Source organism: Vibrio harveyi NBRC 15634 = ATCC 14126 = KCTC 12724, assembly GCF_001591145.1.
Classification (GTDB): Bacteria; Pseudomonadota; Gammaproteobacteria; order Enterobacterales; family Vibrionaceae; genus Vibrio; species Vibrio harveyi.
The window spans coordinates 1-19,361 of the sequence record NZ_BCUF01000007.1; the positions used below are offsets into that span (position 1 = coordinate 1).

At 45.9% G+C, this 19,361-nt stretch carries 15 protein-coding genes; 4 read left to right on the forward strand and 11 right to left on the reverse strand.

What is annotated here, in order from left to right:
• Positions 1 to 245 precede the first annotated feature (245 nt).
• On the forward strand, positions 246 to 1,925 hold the full coding sequence (locus VHA02S_RS05405; protein WP_038898448.1) for an RluA family pseudouridine synthase: 1,680 nt from the start codon (positions 246 to 248) through the stop codon (positions 1,923 to 1,925).
• A gap of 213 nt (positions 1,926 to 2,138) precedes the next feature.
• On the opposite strand, the gene VHA02S_RS05410 is transcribed toward VHA02S_RS05405, so the two are convergent.
• The 9 genes from VHA02S_RS05410 to VHA02S_RS05450 form a co-directional block, all read right to left on the reverse strand.
• On the reverse strand, positions 2,139 to 3,479 hold the full coding sequence (locus VHA02S_RS05410) for an MATE family efflux transporter (RefSeq protein WP_005449001.1): 1,341 nt from the start codon (positions 3,477 to 3,479) through the stop codon (positions 2,139 to 2,141).
• A gap of 210 nt (positions 3,480 to 3,689) precedes the next feature.
• Positions 3,690 to 4,712 (reverse strand): LacI family DNA-binding transcriptional regulator, encoded by a 1,023-nt coding sequence (locus VHA02S_RS05415; RefSeq protein ID WP_009696617.1) that lies wholly within the window; start codon positions 4,710 to 4,712, stop codon positions 3,690 to 3,692.
• A 134-nt stretch (positions 4,713 to 4,846) separates the two neighbouring features.
• Positions 4,847 to 5,941: an ABC transporter ATP-binding protein gene (locus VHA02S_RS05420; protein ID WP_005448999.1), complete on the reverse strand. Its 1,095-nt coding sequence runs from the start codon at positions 5,939 to 5,941 to the stop codon at positions 4,847 to 4,849.
• Entirely contained in the window at positions 5,941 to 7,290 is a 1,350-nt protein-coding gene (locus VHA02S_RS05425; RefSeq protein WP_009696616.1) for a GH1 family beta-glucosidase, read from the reverse strand. Before VHA02S_RS05425 ends, VHA02S_RS05420 begins: the two co-directional genes overlap by 1 nt.
• Positions 7,291 to 7,313: 23 nt before the next feature.
• Positions 7,314 to 8,198, reverse strand: a complete 885-nt coding sequence (locus VHA02S_RS05430; protein ID WP_005448996.1) for a carbohydrate ABC transporter permease — start codon at positions 8,196 to 8,198, stop codon at positions 7,314 to 7,316.
• Between the two features lies 1 nt (position 8,199).
• Positions 8,200 to 9,189: a carbohydrate ABC transporter permease gene (locus VHA02S_RS05435; RefSeq protein WP_005448995.1), complete on the reverse strand. Its 990-nt coding sequence runs from the start codon at positions 9,187 to 9,189 to the stop codon at positions 8,200 to 8,202.
• A 60-nt stretch (positions 9,190 to 9,249) separates the two neighbouring features.
• On the reverse strand, positions 9,250 to 10,497 hold the full coding sequence (locus VHA02S_RS05440) for an ABC transporter substrate-binding protein (RefSeq protein WP_005448993.1): 1,248 nt from the start codon (positions 10,495 to 10,497) through the stop codon (positions 9,250 to 9,252).
• 22 nt (positions 10,498 to 10,519) lie between these two features.
• Positions 10,520 to 11,524, reverse strand: coding sequence for a LacI family DNA-binding transcriptional regulator (locus tag VHA02S_RS05445; RefSeq protein WP_005448990.1), 1,005 nt, complete (start codon positions 11,522 to 11,524; stop codon positions 10,520 to 10,522).
• Between the two features lie 481 nt (positions 11,525 to 12,005).
• A complete protein-coding gene (locus VHA02S_RS05450) occupies positions 12,006 to 13,331 on the reverse strand; it encodes a carbohydrate porin (protein ID WP_005448989.1) in 1,326 nt (441 codons plus the stop codon).
• Between the two features lie 446 nt (positions 13,332 to 13,777).
• Between VHA02S_RS05450 and VHA02S_RS05455 the strand changes: the two genes are divergently transcribed.
• Positions 13,778 to 14,968, forward strand: a complete 1,191-nt coding sequence (locus VHA02S_RS05455) for a GGDEF domain-containing protein (protein ID WP_005448988.1) — start codon at positions 13,778 to 13,780, stop codon at positions 14,966 to 14,968.
• A gap of 51 nt (positions 14,969 to 15,019) precedes the next feature.
• On the opposite strand, the gene VHA02S_RS05460 is transcribed toward VHA02S_RS05455, so the two are convergent.
• Positions 15,020 to 15,301, reverse strand: a complete 282-nt coding sequence (locus tag VHA02S_RS05460) for a hypothetical protein (protein WP_005448987.1) — start codon at positions 15,299 to 15,301, stop codon at positions 15,020 to 15,022.
• Positions 15,302 to 15,442: 141 nt separating this feature from the next.
• Positions 15,443 to 15,727 carry a pyrimidine/purine nucleoside phosphorylase gene (gene ppnP / locus VHA02S_RS05465; RefSeq protein WP_005448986.1) on the reverse strand — a complete coding sequence of 95 codons (285 nt, stop codon included), beginning with the start codon at positions 15,725 to 15,727 and terminating at the stop codon, positions 15,443 to 15,445.
• Between the two features lie 220 nt (positions 15,728 to 15,947).
• Here ppnP and VHA02S_RS05470 point away from each other — a divergent pair, with 220 nt between their 5' ends.
• Positions 15,948 to 16,451 carry a DUF2850 domain-containing protein gene (locus VHA02S_RS05470; RefSeq protein ID WP_029790555.1) on the forward strand — a complete coding sequence of 168 codons (504 nt, stop codon included), beginning with the start codon at positions 15,948 to 15,950 and terminating at the stop codon, positions 16,449 to 16,451.
• Positions 16,452 to 16,799: 348 nt separating this feature from the next.
• Entirely contained in the window at positions 16,800 to 19,340 is a 2,541-nt protein-coding gene (locus VHA02S_RS05475) for a glycosyl hydrolase family 18 protein (RefSeq protein ID WP_026138283.1), read from the forward strand.
• The last annotated feature ends 21 nt before the right edge of the window (positions 19,341 to 19,361 follow it).

Consider the following 19,361-nt stretch of genomic DNA (forward strand, 5'->3'; position numbering starts at 1 on the left):
AATCAATGACAATGCTCTGAATCCTGCATCTTGAAGTCACTTGGGTATATCAATCAAAACAGTACATCACTCAAATTAATCATTTCAAACGCAATCCTAATTTCTGCGTTCTAAGCAATGAAAATCATTGAGATAAGGAGTCATAGCGAGCCGATACCGTCAGCCCAGGAGCGCCTTCGAATAGCAATCACAGCCAAAACAGGTACAATCCGTGCTCGATTTTTATTTCGCGCGGACTCACTCTCATGCACTCGCCTGAACAATGCTTTACTCGATTTTCTGCAGACATTTCTGGCTATAACTTGCCAGCGCAGTTTACGTTTCCGTTCTACTACACCCCTCACCCATTGTGTGTATTGGCTGCCGAGCAATTACAGCAGCACCTCATGACACAAACTGACTTTGAGCACGATTTTGGTCTTGAGGATGAGCAAAGTGGACGCGGTAAGATGTTCGGTGTTTTGCTAGTGCGTAATCCACAAGGTGAGCTTGGCTACTTCAGTGCGTTCTCTGGCAAAATTGCCGATCAAAACTTGCTCCCTGGTTTTGTTCCACCCGTATTCGACATGTTGACGGAAGAAGGTTTCTTTCGTGGCGAGACGGATGCTATTAACGCGGCGAATGCGGAATACAAAGCCTTTGCTGCTAATCCAGAACTGGCACAACTGAAAGCAGAAATCAAAGCCGACCGCGAAGCGTATCAACAAGAAGAAAATGCCCAGCGCCAAGTGATGATTACCGGTCGTGCAGAACGCAAACAACAGCGCAAACAAGGCGAACAAACACTGAATCCAGAAGATCTAAAAGCGCTACTGGATGATTTGGGTAAACAAAGCGTTGCTGAGAAGAATGTGCTCAAGTACCTCAAACAAGCTTGGGACGAAAGGCTGGCAATCAAAGAAGCGCGCTTAGCCGAGCTAGAACAAACACTGGCAGGGCTCAAAGAGCAGCGCAAAGATTTGTCTAATGCTCTACAACACAAACTGCATAAGCAATACCGCTTCTTGGACAACCGCAACGCAGAGCGCGACTTGGTGGACATTTTTGCTTCTACTACCAATCCAGTACCACCAGCCGGTTCTGGTGAATGTGCCGCTCCGAAACTACTTCAGTTCGCATACAAGCATGGCTACCAACCACTAGCATTAGCTGAGTTTTGGTGGGGCGTATCACCGAAATCGGAAGTGCGCCAACACAAAAAGTTTTACCCATCTTGCAACAGCAAGTGTCAGCCGATTTTGGGACACATGCTGCAAGGCTTGGATGTGGAGCCAAACCCATTGGCAGAAAATTGGGCAGAAGATAAAGAGTTAGAAATACTGTTCCAAGATGAAGCCATGGTGATCGTCAACAAGCCATCGGGTCTGCTTTCTGTTCCGGGTAAAACTATCAAGGATTCCGCGTACACACGTCTTCAAACAATGTTCCCAGATGTCGAAGGGCCATTTGTGATTCATCGCTTAGATATGGCAACGTCGGGGGTTTTGGTGTTTGCTTTAACCAAACGCGCGAACAAGAGCTTGCAAAAGCAGTTCATTACACGCGGCGTACAAAAGCGTTATATGGCACTGCTTGAAGGTGTATTAACTGAGCCTGGAGGTGAAATCTCGCTTCCGATGCGTGGCGATCCAGATGACCGTCCACGTCAACTTGTGTGCTTTGAGCACGGTAAACCTGCCGAAACTTACTGGCAACTGATTGAAATAAAAGACGGACGCAGCAAGGTGTACATGTACCCGAAAACGGGGCGTACCCACCAATTGCGTGTACACAGTGCCCACCACATGGGCTTGAACATGGCGATGGTTGGCGACGGCTTATATGGCGAGAAAGCCAACCGTCTGCATTTGCATGCGGAGATGTTAGAGTTGGATCATCCGTACAGCAAGGAGCGTATGTGTTTCCAAGCAGAGTGTGAGTTTTAAAGTGACTCTACGTGAAAAGCAGATAGCAAAAAGGCGCTGAGTTACAGCGCCTTTTTTACGTTTAGAGCAAGTAAGAGATTCCCGACTGCGCTCCTTCGTCGCTATCGGGAATGACGCGTTATAGAGTTAGGTTTCCAATCACCATAACTAAACATTGTCATTCCAGAATCGAGGAACGAGATGTCTGGAATCTCTGGTTTTTATGAACGGAAGTTAACTGACTTTAAACTTCGTCCACACTTGAGAGCGCCAGCGTCTTGCCATAATGATACCGCGCACCCATTCATCTAGAGCAATTGCCATCCAAGCACCAATCACGCCATAACCCATGTGAATGCCGAAGATGTAAGAAAACACCACACCTAATCCCCACATGCTCAGAATACCCATCTGTACGGGGAACTTGATGTCGCCCGCCCCCTTGAGTGCCGAAATGAAGATCAGGTTAAACACGCGTCCTGCCTCTAGCACGATTGACCCCATGACCAATGCGCCCGCCAATGCCAAGATTTCTGGCTGATCGGTAAACACGCTCAGAATCTCTTCATGGAATAGGTAGATCAAACACGTCGCTGCTGTTGACGCCGCAAAGCCAATCAAAAAGTAGATCTGCACACGTTTCAAAATGCTGGTCACCCAACCTTTGCCTATGTAGTACCCTGTCTGGATTTGCGCTGCCTGACCAATCGCGAGCGCAAACGCGAAAGAGAAACGTGCGATGTTTTGCGCATAGGTAAATGCCGCTAGCGAAGAGGTACCCATTTGCACCACAAAGTACACGATGCAGATTTGCGCCATGTTGTAAGACAGTACTTCGCCCGCGTTCATGCCACCGATTTTTAAGATCTTTTTGTAGACCTCTTTCGGAACTTGTTTGAGCTTAGACATTGGCAATTCAATACTGCTGCGTTTCAAAATCACGCCTAATAGCAAAGTACCGATCACTTGGCTGACGACAGTCGCCACCGCAACGCCCTCAACGCCATACACAGGCAAACCAAAAGGCTGGTACAAAGCAATGTAGTTACCAATGATATTGAATACACCAGAGATAAGGTTCACCACCATTGGTGAGCGTGAGTAACCATGGCTGCGCAGAATTGTGGTGAAGACGATACCAATCGTTACGTTGAACGTCATCGCACCGCTGATCAGCAAGTATTCTCTTGCGTATTGCTCAACCTGCGCCTCTAACCCGTAGTAAGGTAAGAAGAACACCGCACCGATCACAGCAAGCACACTCAAAAATGCACCAACAATAACGGACAAAGCTACGCTGGCAACGCCAACATCAACGGAGTCTTTCTCACGCCCTGCACCGTTGTATTGCGCGATCAAGATGCCCGTGCCACTACTCACAAAGGTGGATACGATGATCAGGAAGAACGTGAGCTGCGTGATAACCCCAACCGCAGAGACGGCTTTATCCGAGTAACCACTCAGCATGAATACATCACTGGTTCCTAAAGCCGTCCGTAGCAATATTTCGACAAGTATCGGCCAAGCCAATGCCACGATAGACATACGCTGGTTGATATTCTGGCTTTTAGGCATGAATTGAGACCTTTCCTACAACTAAAAACTGCCCCACAGAAAACTGTGAGGCAGTTCAAAAAATTAGATTTATTAGAATTTGGACATTTCGGCAATTGAACACTTAACCACCAAAATGCAGGCGCGAATTCTAGACGGAGTTTGGTCACAAATACAACAAAATTTCGTCGCGTTTCGGAAAATATTTTCTAATGCATTCGACGGATTGCCTTAGCTTGACTGACGAAACTTTGAAGCAGTAGATTGACGAACAATCAACTCAATAGGTGGCAAACGCACCTCGTGTCTCTCACCACTCAATAAATTAAGAATGGACTCTGCACTGAGCGCTCCGACTTCTTCAATTGGCTGACGCAACGTGGTTAATGCTGGCGTAAAATACTGTGAGGTCGGCAAATCATCAAAACCGATCACGGATACATCTTCTGGTACACGAAAACCATGGTCATGCAGAGCTTTTATTGCTCCATAAGCCGTTTGGTCATTGGCAGCAAACAACGCAGAGAAATGCACTTTGGATTCGATCAACTCAACGGTTTTGGCGTAACCGGACTCACTGCTGAAGTCGCCTTGCTTAACCAATTTTGGTAGCACTTTAATGCCAGCCTCTTGCAGTGCGTTCTTGTAGCCAACAAAGCGAGCAACGGCGTCTGGTTGATTCAAAAGCCCTTTAATATGCGCGATGTTAACATGGCCTTGCTGCATCAAATGCAGTGTCGCCATATATCCACCCAATACATTATCTATATTTATGGATCTAACCTTATCGCCAATGACATTGTATCCAACCGCAACAACCGGAATTCGCTCTGCATATTCCAGTATCTGCGCTTCCGTCAAACTGCCCGTTACAATGATGACGCCATCGACATTGCTCTTCGCCAAATACTCCAAAGCATGCGATTCCAATGAACGCTGCCAATGTCCCGTCGCAATCACCAACGAGTACCCCTGAGCATTCAGAACCTTTTCCATATCGTTAAGGATACGACTGGTGTGCGGACTTTCTGGATGTTGGATAAGAACGCCAATCGTCATGGAACGCGTATTAGTGCCTTGTCCCATTTGATAGTTCGGCTTATAGCCCAGTGACTTGATCGCTTTCTCTATGTTTTGGCTTTTATCGTCCGAGACAAAAGTTGTACGGTTGAGGAAACGTGAAACGGTGCTCGGTGATACCCCAGCCAACTTAGCCACATCGTAAATAGATGCTGCTCTTTTTTTCTTTTTCATTGTAGGAATTTTCCCAGCAAGCTAATAATAGAAATATAAGTTGCGCCGGGGAACGCGACAACGTTTGGATATGGGAAATGAGAGCTAGATAATTTGCCAGTACGCAAGCGCGCACTGGCTTTCATATCGAGGGTTTAGAATGTCGCTAGCGAGTTTTCACTCAGTGCATCAAACAGATGAATCGCATCTAAATCCAAGTAGAGAGTTAAACTATCCACATCCACTTCCGCAGCTTGTGTTTCAACCATTAATGGCTGACCAGCAATTTCCGTTTTCAGTAGAATACTTGCACCTAGTAGCTCCTTGTCTTTAATTTTGACAGGGAATGGCAGCACGCGGTCATGATCCACTTGCTCAGCACGTAGATGAATGTCCGTAGGACGTACACCAAAGTGCAGTGCTAAGTTCTTCGATGCGTGTGCTTTGAAACGCTCTGGTAGAGGAATACGAACATCACCCAATTCCACTTCCCAGTTACCGTCTTCACCAATCAGCTTGGCATCCAACATGTTCATAGATGGGTTGCCAATGAATTGCGCCACAAACTTGTTAGCCGGGCGTTGGAACACTTCCGTTGGTGTGCCAACTTGAGCTACATAACCATCTTTCAAGATCACGATACGGTCTGCCAGTGTCATCGCTTCAATTTGATCGTGGGTTACGTAAATCGTGGTGGTTTTTAGCTCACGATGAAGCTGTTTGATCTCTTCACGCATTACACCACGCAACTTGGCATCTAGGTTCGATAATGGCTCATCAAACAAAAACACCTTAGGCGTGCGAACCATGGCACGCCCCATCGCAACACGTTGGCGTTGACCACCAGACAGCTCTTTTGGTTTGCGATCTAACAGTGCGTCCAACTCAAGCATTTTTGCCGCTTTACGCACTTCAACATCGATTTGGTCTTTTGGCATGCCTTTCAGTTTCAGTGCAAAAGCGATGTTCTCGTATACCGTCATATGTGGGTACAGCGCATAGCTTTGAAACACCATCGCAAGGTCACGATCTTTCGCATCGATTTTATTCATCAGCTTATCGCCAACGTAAATCTCACCACCCGTTATACTTTCCAGCCCAGCAAGCATACGTAGCGTGGTCGATTTACCGCAGCCCGATGGACCAAGGAAAACCACAAACTCTCCATCTTGCACCGTGAAGTCGAAGTGTTTCACTACCTCAACATCATCGTAGGATTTTTTGATGTTTTTGAATTCGACTTTTGCCATTACTGGTTCTCCTCTGCTCGATCTAGCAGCATGTTACGGTAAGCAATTGCGCTCGCTTTTAAGGTGCGTTTTTGTGTTTGGTAATCCACGTGGACAATGCCGAAGCGCTGCTTGTACCCGTAAGCCCACTCGAAGTTATCCATTAAGCTCCAAGCGAAGTAACCATTCACATTCACACCTGCTTTAATCGCAGCATCCAACGCTTCTAGATGCAGTTGGAAGTAACGCACACGTTGCTCATCATTCACTTCGCCAGCAATGCAATGGTCATCGCCAGCTGCGCCGTTTTCAGTGATGTAAAGTGGCGGCAAGTTTGGATAACGGTCATTCAGACGCAATAGTAAGTCCGTCAATGCCTGAGGGTGAATTTCCCAGCCAATGAACGTGTGCTCTTGTTCTGGTTGAGGAACGGTTTCAATATCACCATGTTCGTTGTAACGCACCACACAACGGGTATAGAAGTTAATCCCGATAAAGTCCAAATCGGTTTGGATGATGTCGAGGTCACCTTCCAGAATCATCGGTAGATTGTGCGATTGGCGATCTAAGACCAACTGAGGGTATTCACCCTTCAATACAGGGTCCATAAACCAATGGTAACCTTCCGCATCACTATACTCTGCCGCACCGATATCCGCCTCGCTGTATGGGTAAGCAGGCGTCGCATTGAACACACAACCGTGCATCGCATTTGGTGCATTCTTACGCATGTGTGGAATCGCAAGACCATGACCCAGCATTAGGTGGTGTGCTGATAAGAAACCTTCGCGTTCACCCTTAAGACCTGGAGCATGTTCACCCCAACGGTAACCTAGGTAGGCTGAACAGAACGGTTCGTTCAGTGTCGCGTAAGAATCAATCTTATCGCCAAAGTAAGCACTAACTACATCCGCATACTCTGCAAACTTGTAAGCAGTTTCTCGATTTAGCCAACCACCTTTGTCTTCTAGGTATTGCGGAAGATCCCAGTGGTAAAGCGTGACGAAAACTTTCAAACCACGTGCGTGACACTCATCGATGATTTGCTCATAGAACTTCAAACCTTCTTCATTCACTTTGCCATCTTCTGGAATGATGCGCGGCCATGCCATGGATAAACGATATGCGCCAACCCCTAAGCCTTGAATCATCTCGATGTCTTGCTTCCACAAATGATAGTGATCACATGCCACATCACCGTTATCTGCGTTGTCGACTGCACCTGGCTTATTACAAAACGTGTCCCAAATCGAAGGCGTACGACCACCTAACTGCGCACCGCCTTCAATCTGATAAGAAGAGGTTGCGACACCAAATAGGAACTCTGGGCTACGTAATTTTGAATCTTGTGGTAATTGGAATTTATTCATTGTTATAAAACCTTTTGTTTCGCTTAGCCCTTGACGGCACCAGAGGTCAAGCCGCTGATCATCTGTTTAGAGGCAAATAAGTAAGTAATCACTAACGGTAAAATGGAGATGGTTGTTCCGAGCATCACCGCTCCCCACGGCGTATTCGGAATGCCCTGCACGCTTCGCAGTGCCTGCGTAATCACGTAGTTTTCTGGCGTTGTAAGTACCACGAGTGGCTGCATGAACATGTTCCAGAAGAAGACAAACTGCACGATAGCCAAAGTTGCAAGCGCCGGTTTCATCAGTGGCAATACCACACTCCAGTAAGTTCTAAATTCACCTGCGCCATCGAGCTTCGCCGCTTCTAACAGCTCTTTTGGAATCGAAGCCACCACGTGCTGACGCATCAAAAAGATGCCAAATGGTGTCGTTGTGAACGGTAACCAAACCGCTAAGTGGTTATCGAGTAAGCCGAGAAACTTCACGATCATGAAGTAAGGGATCAAACTCAGCACTGGCGGAATCATCATTGAGCCAACCAACATACCAAACAGCACGTTTTTGCCCTTGAACTTGTACACCGCAAACGCATAGCCGCCCATGCTACAAAACAGCAGTGAAATTGTGGTGCCTAGGAATGCGATGTAGATAGAGTTAAACATCGCCTGCCAAAACGGCATGATTTCCAATAGTTTTGCGTAGTTGACCGCTAAGCTATCGCCAATCGCAAAGCTAATCCCAGTGCCAAAGATTTCGGTACGGTCACGGGTTGATAACAGCGCCGACCAAATGAACGGAAATACGGTCATGATGGCAGAAACAATCAGGATTGAGCCGAGCATCACCATCAGTATTTTTGTGAAGATCTCGATACTGCGATCGCTTGGACGCCAACGCTGCGCCGCAGGTAAAGTGTTAGTACTCATCTTATTGCTCCCCTAGACCTTTCTTACCGAAGAAGAAGAATTGAACCGCTGTACAGCCTGCAATCAAGGTAAAGAGCAGCCACGAAATCGCTGACGCTGTACCCATCTCTAGCCATTCCCAGCCCACTTTGTAGAGGTACATTGAGATGGTTAAACCAGACTGACCTGTACCACCCGTACCGCGCGTTAGAACGAAGGGTTCTTCGAACAACTGCAAGTTACCGATGATGGTCATGGTGACCGCAAAGAAGATGAATGGACGAATCATTGGTAGTGAAATGCTCCAGAATCGACGCCATGCGTTTGCACCATCCATACGAGCCGCTTCTAGGATGTCTTTAGGAATCGTCATCAAACCAGTGGTGTATAGCACGATGTTAAAACCGGTGTATTTCCAGAACACCATAATGGCGATAGAAGGCTTTACCATGGTTGCGTCATCTAACCAACGGATTGGCTGGAAGTCGTTCACCCAAGAGAATGCCCAACCAAATAGTGTGCTGTCTGCCAATGCCATTAAGCTTTGGTTGATGATCCCTGAGTTTGGCGAGTACATGTTGAAGAAGATAAGTGACGCAGCCACCGTTGACGTAATGAACGGCAGGAAATAAGCCGACGTCAACCAATGACGGAAACGGTCACCCAAAGACACCAGAATGTACGCCACAGGCAGAGCAACTAAGTGCTGCGCCACACCAGACGTAATGGCTAGCCAAAGGGTGTTCTTCAATGAGCGCCACAGCCACGGGTCAGTCAGAGCAATGTGGTAGTTCTCTAGCCCGACGTAATCCATCGCACCCAAACCTTCGACTGGGTTCCACTCATGGAAAGAAAGAAAAATTGAAAACAGTAACGGGAAGATCCCGAAAACAGAAAAAATAATCAAAAACGGCAATAGGAATCCATACGGTGTAAGCGCTTTCAAACTTAGACGAGAAAAAATGCTCTCACGTTGTGATGTTTCCATAACCTTGCTCGCTGCATGATTCATAGTAACGACCTCTACTCAGGAGGGCGATTCGCCCTCCTTGCTTACCAAATGGCGAAATGCTTACAAATTACGGGTGCGGCGCTTAATCATGCGTTCCGCTTCTTTCAATGCCGTTTCAATGTCTTTGCCTTCATCCAGCACTTCCATCAGTGCGTTTTCTAGGATGATAGAGCGAGCAACGTGGTCGCCTTTTGCTGGTGCCACTGGCTTGATGTTTTGTGCCACCTCAGCAAACAATAAGCGCGCTTGCTGCCCACCAAGGAACTCGACTTTCTCTTCAAACATAGGGTCGTCGTAAGTTGTTGTGTTTGCAGGGAATGCTGCGATAGTTTCGAAGTGTTTAAGCTGAATATCGCGACGAGTTGTCATGTATTCGATCAGCTTCCACGCTTCGTCTTGATGCTTAGATTGGGTTGGAATCGATAGGAATGAGCCACCCCAACTACCGTAAATACCATCAGGAAGGTTAGATACACCCCAGCTACCTGCAGTCTCAGGAGCAATCCAGTTGTTTAGGTGACCAAGTAGCCAAGCCCCCGAAAGCTGAGTAGCAAATGTGCCGTTACGGAAGCCTTCGTACCATTCGTTTGACCACGCAAGAATACGACCATCTAAACCTTTATCACGAATCTCTTTCGCCACTTCAAACGCGTGCACAAAACGCTCAGAGGTCACGACTGGATTGCCATCTTTATCGAAGTATAGACCTTCACCTTCTGGCACTGTGGTAAAGATAATCGCTTGTGCCACATCCGCAGCAGACGCGATCAGTTGTACGTTTTGTTGCTTCAGCTTTTCACCCGCCGCAATATAAGAGTCCCAATCTTTGATCGCTTCATTGATATCAATGCCCGCTTTTTCAAAAATGTCAGTGCGGTAGTACATCACACCCGGACCTAAATCGACTGGCATACCATACACATCGCCATCTGCACCTTTACCTTGTGCCCATGCATAAGGCGCAAAGTTTTCTGCGTATTTGTCTGCACCATAGTTTTCAGACAGATTAACTAAGCCGCCAGACGCCACAAATGGACCGATTTTTTCTACATCAACAACAATCACATCACCTGCGCCAGACCCCGTCGCCAAGTTGGTTGTCAGCTTGGTATGGTGGTCACCGTGGTTATTCATTAGGTAATCCACTTTAATGCCAGTTTCCTTCTCGAAATCCGGTAGCAGCACTTTCAAGCTACTATCAAAATCAGGGAAACCATCGAAGCGAATTTTGGTTTCATCAGCCGCATTTACCGTTGCAGCAACACCCAAAGCAGCGGTCATGGCAAGCGTCAAAGTTTTCAGTTTCATGTTGTTGTCCTTAATTATCGTTTTATAGGGTATGCAGTTCCTTGACTGAACTTCTTGGCACCAAGCTTGGCGACAATTTGAAGTTCACATCTCGTTTATTTTTATTGAGAATTTGAATCACGAGCTGGACAGCTTCAGCGCTCATTTGCTCAATAGGGAAGTTAACTGTGGTTAGGGCTGGCGTGAGGTAGCGTGCAAATAAAATGTCATCAAACCCCACCAAAGAGATTTGCTCCGGAACGTTTACACCATTGGCTTTCAGCACTTCGTAAGCACCGAACGCCATATGATCATTACACGCAAATACAGCAGTAAAATGACAATCGCGCTTCAACAGTTTACGCATTGCGCTTTCCCCTGATTCTTCGGTAAAACCGGCCTCGGACACCAACGCTTCGTCATACTCGATTCCCGCTTCTTCAAGAGCCTTGCGGTAACCTTGTAGACGCCCCCGTGCGTCAGATTTGTCCAGAGGACCGGTGATACACGCTATGTTGCGATGCCCCATTCGCAACAAGTATTCGGTCGCCAACTGACCACCAAATTCGTTATCGATCTCAATACAGCATTGCGCCATTTCTGGAATAAAGCGATTCACCAGTACCACCGGAATGCCTTTTTCTTTAAGATCGATTAAATAATCATCCGTCAGGTTTTGTGCATGCAAAATGATGGCATCCACGCGTCGTCCAAGCAGAAATTCCACTGACTCACGCTGACTTTGCTCAGAGTTTGAACCTGCAGTCACCACCACGTGGTAACCGAAACGGCGCAGACGCTCTTCCATGCTGTGCAAAATGCCAGAGTAAAATGGACCACCAAGCTCTGGCACGATGATGCCAATACTGCCAGTGCGACTAGACGCCAAAGCCTGAGCGATTGAGTTTGGACGATAGCCAAGTTCTTGAATCGCTTTCTCGACTTTCAGCTTCTTATCGTGACTTACACGGCTAGTGCCATTAATCACGCGAGAAACCGTTGCCTGAGAAACCCCTGCGTATTCAGATACATCTTTAATCGTCGCCACAAGAAACCTCTTCCACCTGAGCATCAAGATTCAATTTTGCTTCGAGATGCATTTCTCGAAACCGCTTTCATGGCAGCTAGTATTTCTTATCCACTAGGGTGTTATCGTGAGAGAAATCACACCGAAATCCCTTTAGATTCGGGCAATATCGGAAAAAATGAAGCGGTAGGCAGTTTCCTTTCACGCCATGAAACTGTTTCATGAAACGGTCATTTCACGTTCAAATGAGATTCAATAAAGGCATTGATTTCACAACTCTTTAATAAAGATCTCTGCGCAGTTTTTTAAAGCATAGAAACAAAAAAAGAGCCGCAAATGCGGCTCAAAATAGGGTCAATAATGGACAGTATGGTTTTCACTGGTTGCAATGAACACCATGACTAAATAGAGAGAGTTAAGAAATAAATCAGTGGTAGAAACCTAATAAATCTGCCTTCAGTGCCTACCACTGTTACATGGACAGTAATTAATTAGACTCGGTTTACCACCAAGCTTCCCACATAGCACCTACGCTAAATGTGTCTTGCTTAGGGTCATTGTTGGTTGCTTTGTTGTCGACCTCACCTGCCGTCGCGTAGAAGCGGAGCATCGGACGAGCGCCAGCACCCCAATCAAACGAGATATTTTGCGATAGCGTCACTTTCCAGCCTGTGTTGTCATCATCGGCACGTGCGTAATCAACCATTTGGTAACCCGCTTCTAGCCAAGTCGAGTGAACATCATTCCAGAAGTACATCGGACGGACGATAGCACTGTAGTTAGTACGCTCATCTTCAAGCTTGTTTGAACCGTCAATTGAGTAATCGTGATATGCCAATAGGTATTCAACCGCAGCGTTTTCACCAAGGTTTGCATTACCTTCAAAGCTTGCGTAAATAGTTGTTAAGTCTTCTGTTTTCCAGAATACGCCGTTGTCAGCGTTATCAGAATAACGCAACACTAAACGGTTTGATCCGCTGTCGTGTGCACGAGAAATCACCGCACCCAGCTGGTAAGCATCAATGTGTTCTGAGCTCTCAATTGCTTCTGAATCAAAACCATAGTTCGCGTAAAGCTCTAAATCAGCAAAGCCCATATCAATGCCGTGCAGTTTAGACGTGAATGCATACGCACCGCTATCACCCGTTCCAGAGCCACCAGTACAAGAGATTGAAGGGTTTGATCCCGGAGTGATTTCCGGGTTACAGCTTTCAACCGAAGCAACCACACCAAGGTCAAGTTTGACGGAACCAAGCTCAAGGTTGTTGATACCGCCACCTTGACCATCGTGCATCATCCAAAAGTAATCGTTGATGCCCTGTTGTGGACGCTGATGGAAATCACGACCAGCCCAAATGTAAGCGTTCGGCTGACTCTCTAGTACATTCGTAACGCCTGCATAAGCCTTTTTCAGGTTCACCTCGTCACCCCAGTGATCGAACATCACCACAACATCCCAGATTGCGCCACTGTCATTCTTAAATGCTTTAGCTAACTGGAATTCACCGCCATTGCCTTCGTTACCTAATCGACCAATAGCGGATGAGCCGTTAAAAGAGCCATCAACCATCACGTACTTTTGGTCGCCCCCTTGGTAGTGAGCACCGTAACGAGCATAACCAGAGAACACAACGCCATAAGGAATCTCAATGTCCGGCGTTAATACCGCTGGTTGTTGGTCATCGACATAAGTTGGGTCAATGCGTTTCTCCAGTTCTTGAATACGTTTTTCCAAAGCTTCTACATCAGAATCGGCAGCAAAAGTAGAAAGAGAAGCAAGCGAAGTGGCCACTGCAAGAGTGAGAGGTAAAACCTTTAAGTTTTTCATGTGATTTCCCTAAGTTTTTGTAGGTGTAATTATTTCAATAGGGATCTTAAGGAATGAAACGTTTGAAAAGTCGCTACTGCTTCACATGGCACAAGCACTCGAAATGACATGAAACAACGCATGAAACTAGCGCCGTATTTTGTTAATTAAAATCATAATGTTATTGGATTCTAATTTGTCATTCATATTTTGAAATCGCTTTCATTTCACAGAAATGTTTAAGAATAATCACGTTAATTTGTTCAAAATAAGCGCAATTCATACTTGGTTTTTTGAAAGTTTTCATAATCCTGAAAACTTTCACAAGTCGTAAATTTCTTACAAATTCAACAACTCACATTCATGCCAAACATGATTCATATCACAATTAAACGTATTGCTATTCCATGTAGTACTAAATTACCACCTAGAATAGGCATTAAATAATTCTAAAGTAGGGATACACAATGTCGAAATTGGCCGGAGCACGCCTAGAGGAAATGGCGGATATCCGATCGACAAGAAAAAAGAAGATTGTATTTCTCTGTTCCAGCATTGCGACGGCATTTTTAGCCTATGGCTCTGTGCTGCATTACTTTGAAGGGAACTGGGGGCTTAGCTTTTTAATTGGTCTGTGTGCTGTGGCATGTTTAGCCATCAGTTATTTAATTAAAGTACGTGGGCATCATCAATACGCAGATTTACTGCTCACCGCGGTATTGATGTTCGATGGTTTACTACTGCTGCTCTATAACGACGCGCCATCCGGCAGGTTGCTTTGGCTCTACCCCATTGTGGCTGCCATTATTCTAATTAATGAATTTAAGGTCGGCTTACTATTCAGTGTCAGTTACACACTCATTATTTTTTTTGGTTTAACCTTTCTAGAAAGTGTTCCCACTGCAAGTGAAATGACTGAGCGTCGCTTTATGTTCACCTTAGTGGCGATCTGCTTTGTGTGCCATACGTTTTCTTATTACTACTCAAAAGTGGTTAATTACATCCAAACTCTCTATCGAGAAGGGATTGAAGAACTCGCTTATCTCGATCAATTGACTGGCTTAGCGAATCGCTGGAGTTTTGAAACTTGGGCTCGCGCCAAGCTAGAGGAGCTAGATCAAACCCATAGTAATACGGTTACCGCATTGGTCTTCCTTGATATTGATAACTTCAAACACATCAATGATAACTATGGTCATGATGTGGGTGACCGCGTACTAAAACACTTCGCGACACGCTTGAAAAACAACATTCGCAACAAAGACCGAAAGACAGACAAACACGATTATTCGATCGCTCGCTTTGCGGGTGATGAGTTTGTACTCATGCTCTACGATGTGCGCTGTAAAAAGGACTTAGACACCATCATGGATCGCATCGTCAATCTATTTAAAACTGGCTATCAATCGGAAGACACGATTAATGAGCTTACAATGAGCATTGGCGTTGCCATCTATCACCAGGATGCGAATGACCTATCTGAGCTGACTCGTTGTGCGGATAAAGCCATGTACGCGGCAAAGCACACGGGTAAAAACCAGTACGCCTATTATGAGCATTGCTCGCATGCAGAAGAGTTACGCCATCAAAGACATTCGCTTGTTGGCGCAATGGGAAGTGAAAATGTGACCTCGTTACAACGCGATGCCAGTTTATAACGACCAATTGCTTAGCATCATGGCAAGTGCAAATGGTCGTTATCACACATGTTAAGCAAACATGTACATCGCCCATAAACCGCCGAGCAAAAACGTAATCAACCAAATCACTTGGCGTGTTTTACTTGGTTTATCCTCTCTAGGACGAATAACGGGTTTCAGTGCCCGTTCCTTAATTTTTCCGACTAGACTGTTTTCAATCGCTCGTTTATAGAAAGCACGACGCTTTTGTGCCGCATTCGCAACTTTCGTGAAACGGTGCCTTTGCTCTGTCGTAAATTCCGTCGCCTCAAAGCGAGGAGGGAGATCAGAATGTTTAGGTTGTACTGCCATCACTTCCTCCTTGTTGATGGTTGCACCTGTATTAAGTATATACAAAGTTATCAGTTTGTTGTTAAAAAACGTTTGTATCTGAACAACATGCATGAAAAAAGCCACCCAAAAGGTGGCTTTTATCTCAATTCTATTTAGTACTTAGAGGTACTCACATAAGTACGCGGTCGCGTCTTTCACTTGCAGTTCGAATGATGAATTACCTTCAACTTCGAAGAACTCACCACTATTGTAGGTGACCCAATCCACTTCACCCGCTTTCTTTACGATCAACGCACCTTTAACAACACTCATACGCTCCGGCGCTTGTGTGCCGAACGTGTATTCACCTGGTAGCATTACGCCAACACTGACATCCTGCCCTTGTTGACTAAAACCTAGTGACTTTACGCCACCAGCAAAATAACTGTTTTCCTTAATACTCATTATTGGTTTCCTTATCAAAAATCAGCTCTTTTTTACCCTGTTTCGGTTTACGACTCAAGTCTCTAAATGGGTCTTTGTTGAAAGAGCAAATTCTCAATAACTGTGTTTCGGAATGTAAAAGTGGACATCAGATCATAGTTTCACCGTCTCAAAAGCTAGATTGTTTGTTTTTGTAGCTCAAGCTTCTCACCATAATAAAAAAGGAAGGTAAGTAGGAATCATGACCACCACTGCGCGCAGGAAAAGGAAACAGAAGCCAGAACCGCAACCCTCATTTTGGGCTCGTCATCAGTTCAAAATCATTAAAGGGGGCTTTGCTGTTTTCGGTTGCTCGTTGATTAGTGTGCTTAGTTACCAGTTGTACGCATCTTACTTAGATTACATCGACCCAAACAAAATCTACGGTGAATGGATAGAGATCGGTGCGCCACCTTATCAAACCGAACAGCTTTCTTTTACACCCGAAGGTGTCTTTCGCAACCATCGCCTTATCGCCACTCAATTCGAGTTTGATGGCAAAGTCGTCACACTGAACACCGGACTTGGCAAAACTGAGTACCAAATCTCAGGGTCTCATCTCTCTCCACAGATACGACGCATTGAGCCTCGACTCCCTGACCAACGCTTTATCCTAAAAGGCTTCGAACACACGGTTCAGGGCTCAGAAACTGGCGCAGCTTCCAAACGCAGAGCAGCGTTGAGCGAACACTTCAGTCGCAAATAACCTCCTTTTCAACGCTACCTCTATGTCGTAACTCTTTCTGTTTCATCAGAAAAGTTTAATTTCACTCGCAAAATAACCCCTACGGACTGAGTAAGCGATTAATTAAACACATGCAAAATATTTATAAAATCTTGGCTCAATATTGTATTTTCTATGCAAAACTATGTTTCTTGTAGTGAGTTTTGTGTAACACGGTCGAATCTTGATTTATTTTTTTTTGAAAAAAAATAAGCCTCTGAAATGCTCAAAGGGATGCTTTTGCACAGTGTGTGAATTGATTGTCTTTTCTGTCGCAAGAGCAGCTTATGTTCCTAAACGAGCATGAATTCAAGGATTGAGAGAGAAGTTATGATTCGATTTAACCTATGTGCAGCTGGGGTTGCCCTAGCACTATCTGGCGCTGCAAACGCAGCTCCAACCGCACCAAGTATCGATATGTACGGTTCCAATAACCTTCAATTTTCTAAAATTGAATTGGCAATGGAAACCACATCTGGCTACAACGACATGGTCAAATACCATGAACTGGCTAAGATCAAAGTGAAATTTAACCAGTGGAGTGGCACATCTGGCGACACTTACAACGTCTACTTTGACGGTGTAAAAGTGGCAACAGGCGCTATCACTGGCAGTCAAACCACAGCTTCGTTTGAATATGGTCAAGGCGGCTTGTACCAAATGGAAATCGAAGCGTGTGACGCAACAGGTTGTTCTAAGAGCGCTCCGGTAGAAATTACCATTGCAGATACAGACGGCTCACACTTGAAGCCTCTGACGATGAATGTTGATCCGAACAACAAGAGCTACAACACCGATCCAAGTATCGTGATGGGTACTTATTTTGTTGAATGGGGCATTTACGGTCGTGATTACACTGTCGACAACATGCCAGTTGATAACCTAACTCACATCCTTTACGGCTTTATCCCAATTTGTGGTCCAAACGAATCAGTAAAATCAGTTGGTGGTAACAGCTTTAATGCACTGCAAACGGCATGTCGTGGTGTGAATGATTACGAAGTGGTTATCCATGACCCGTGGGCAGCTTATCAGAAGAGCTTCCCTCAAGCAGGTCATGAATACAGCACGCCAATCAAGGGTAACTACGCAATGCTAATGGCGTTGAAACAACGTAACCCGGATCTAAAAATTATCCCATCTATCGGTGGTTGGACACTTTCTGACCCATTCTACGACTTCGTTGATAAGAAGAATCGTGACACGTTTGTCGCGTCAGTTAAGAAATTCCTGAAAACTTGGAAATTTTACGACGGCGTAGATATTGACTGGGAATTCCCTGGTGGCGGCGGCGCTGCAGCAGATAAGGGTGACCCTGTAAACGATGGTCCTGCATACATTGCATTGATGCGTGAACTACGTGTAATGCTAGATGAACTTGAAGCAGAAACAGGTCGTACTTACGAGCTAACTTCAGCAATCGGTGTTGGTTACGACAAGATTGAAGACGTAGATTACGCAGACGCGGTTCAGTACATGGACTACATCTTTGCGATGACTTACGACTTCTACGGCGGCTGGAACAACGTTCCTGGTCACCAAACTGCTCTTTACTGTGGCTCATTCATGCGTCCTGGTCAGTGTGATGGCAGCGGCGTGGATGAAAATGGCGAACCGTACAAAGGTCCAGCATACACTGCAGATAACGGTATCCAGCTTCTTCTAGCGCAAGGTGTTCCTGCAAATAAACTGGTTCTTGGTACAGCGATGTATGGTCGTGGTTGGGAAGGTGTAACACCTGATACGCTAACAGATCCAAATGACCCAATGACCGGTACTGCAACAGGCAAACTGAAAGGCAGCACAGCTCAAGGTGTTTGGGAAGATGGCGTAATCGACTACAAAGGTATTAAGTCATTTATGCTAGGTGCGAACAACACTGGCATCAACGGCTTTGAATACGGCTATGATGCGCAAGCAGAAGCACCTTGGGTGTGGAACCGTTCGACTGGTGAGCTAATCACATTTGACGATCATCGTTCTGTGTTAGCGAAAGGCAACTACGCAAAATCTCTAGGTCTAGCAGGTCTATTCTCTTGGGAGATTGATGCAGATAACGGCGACATCCTTAATGCAATGCACGAAGGTATGGCTGGCGGCGTCGTTACCCCACCAAACCGTAAACCAACGGCAGCAGCAGGCGCAGACCAAGCAGTAACAGGTCCTGCAAGCGTTGTGCTTGATGGCAGCAACTCAACTGACTCTGACGGTACAATCGCAAGTTACGCTTGGGAGCAAGTATCAGGTACTGCAGTCGTTCTATCTGGCGCGAACACAGCAACAGCAAGCTTTGATGCGGTAGAAGTCGCAGCTGAAGAGCAACTAACGTTTAAGCTGACCGTAACAGATAACGAAGGCGCAACGGCTTCTGATCTTGTTGTAGTCACCGTTAAGCCAGCAGGCGTGATTGATCCACCAAACACAGCGCCAGTTGCACAGGTTTCTGCACCAGCAACGGCAAGCGCTGGTGACGTGGTTGTGATTGATGCTTCAGCTTCTAGCGATGCTGACAACGACACACTAACGTTCGATTGGACGCTACCACAAGGTCTAAATGCTACGGTCAACGGTGCGAAAGTAACGTTCACAGCAGCAGAATACCCACAAGACACAAGCTTAAGCTTCACAGTAAGCGTAAGTGATGGTCAAGCAGTATCAACTGCAAGTGCAACCGTTGTTGTAGCGAAGCACAGCACAGGCGGTGGTACTTGTACTAACGCATGGGATGCAACGGCAGTTTACACTGGTGGTGATCAAGTGACTTACGCAGGTAAAACTTGGGAAGCGAAATGGTGGACTCAAGGTCAAGATCCTAGCAAGTCTGGCGAATGGGGTGTTTGGAAAGAAGTTGGTCCAGCTAACTGTAACTAAACACTGCTAAGGTGTTGTTAT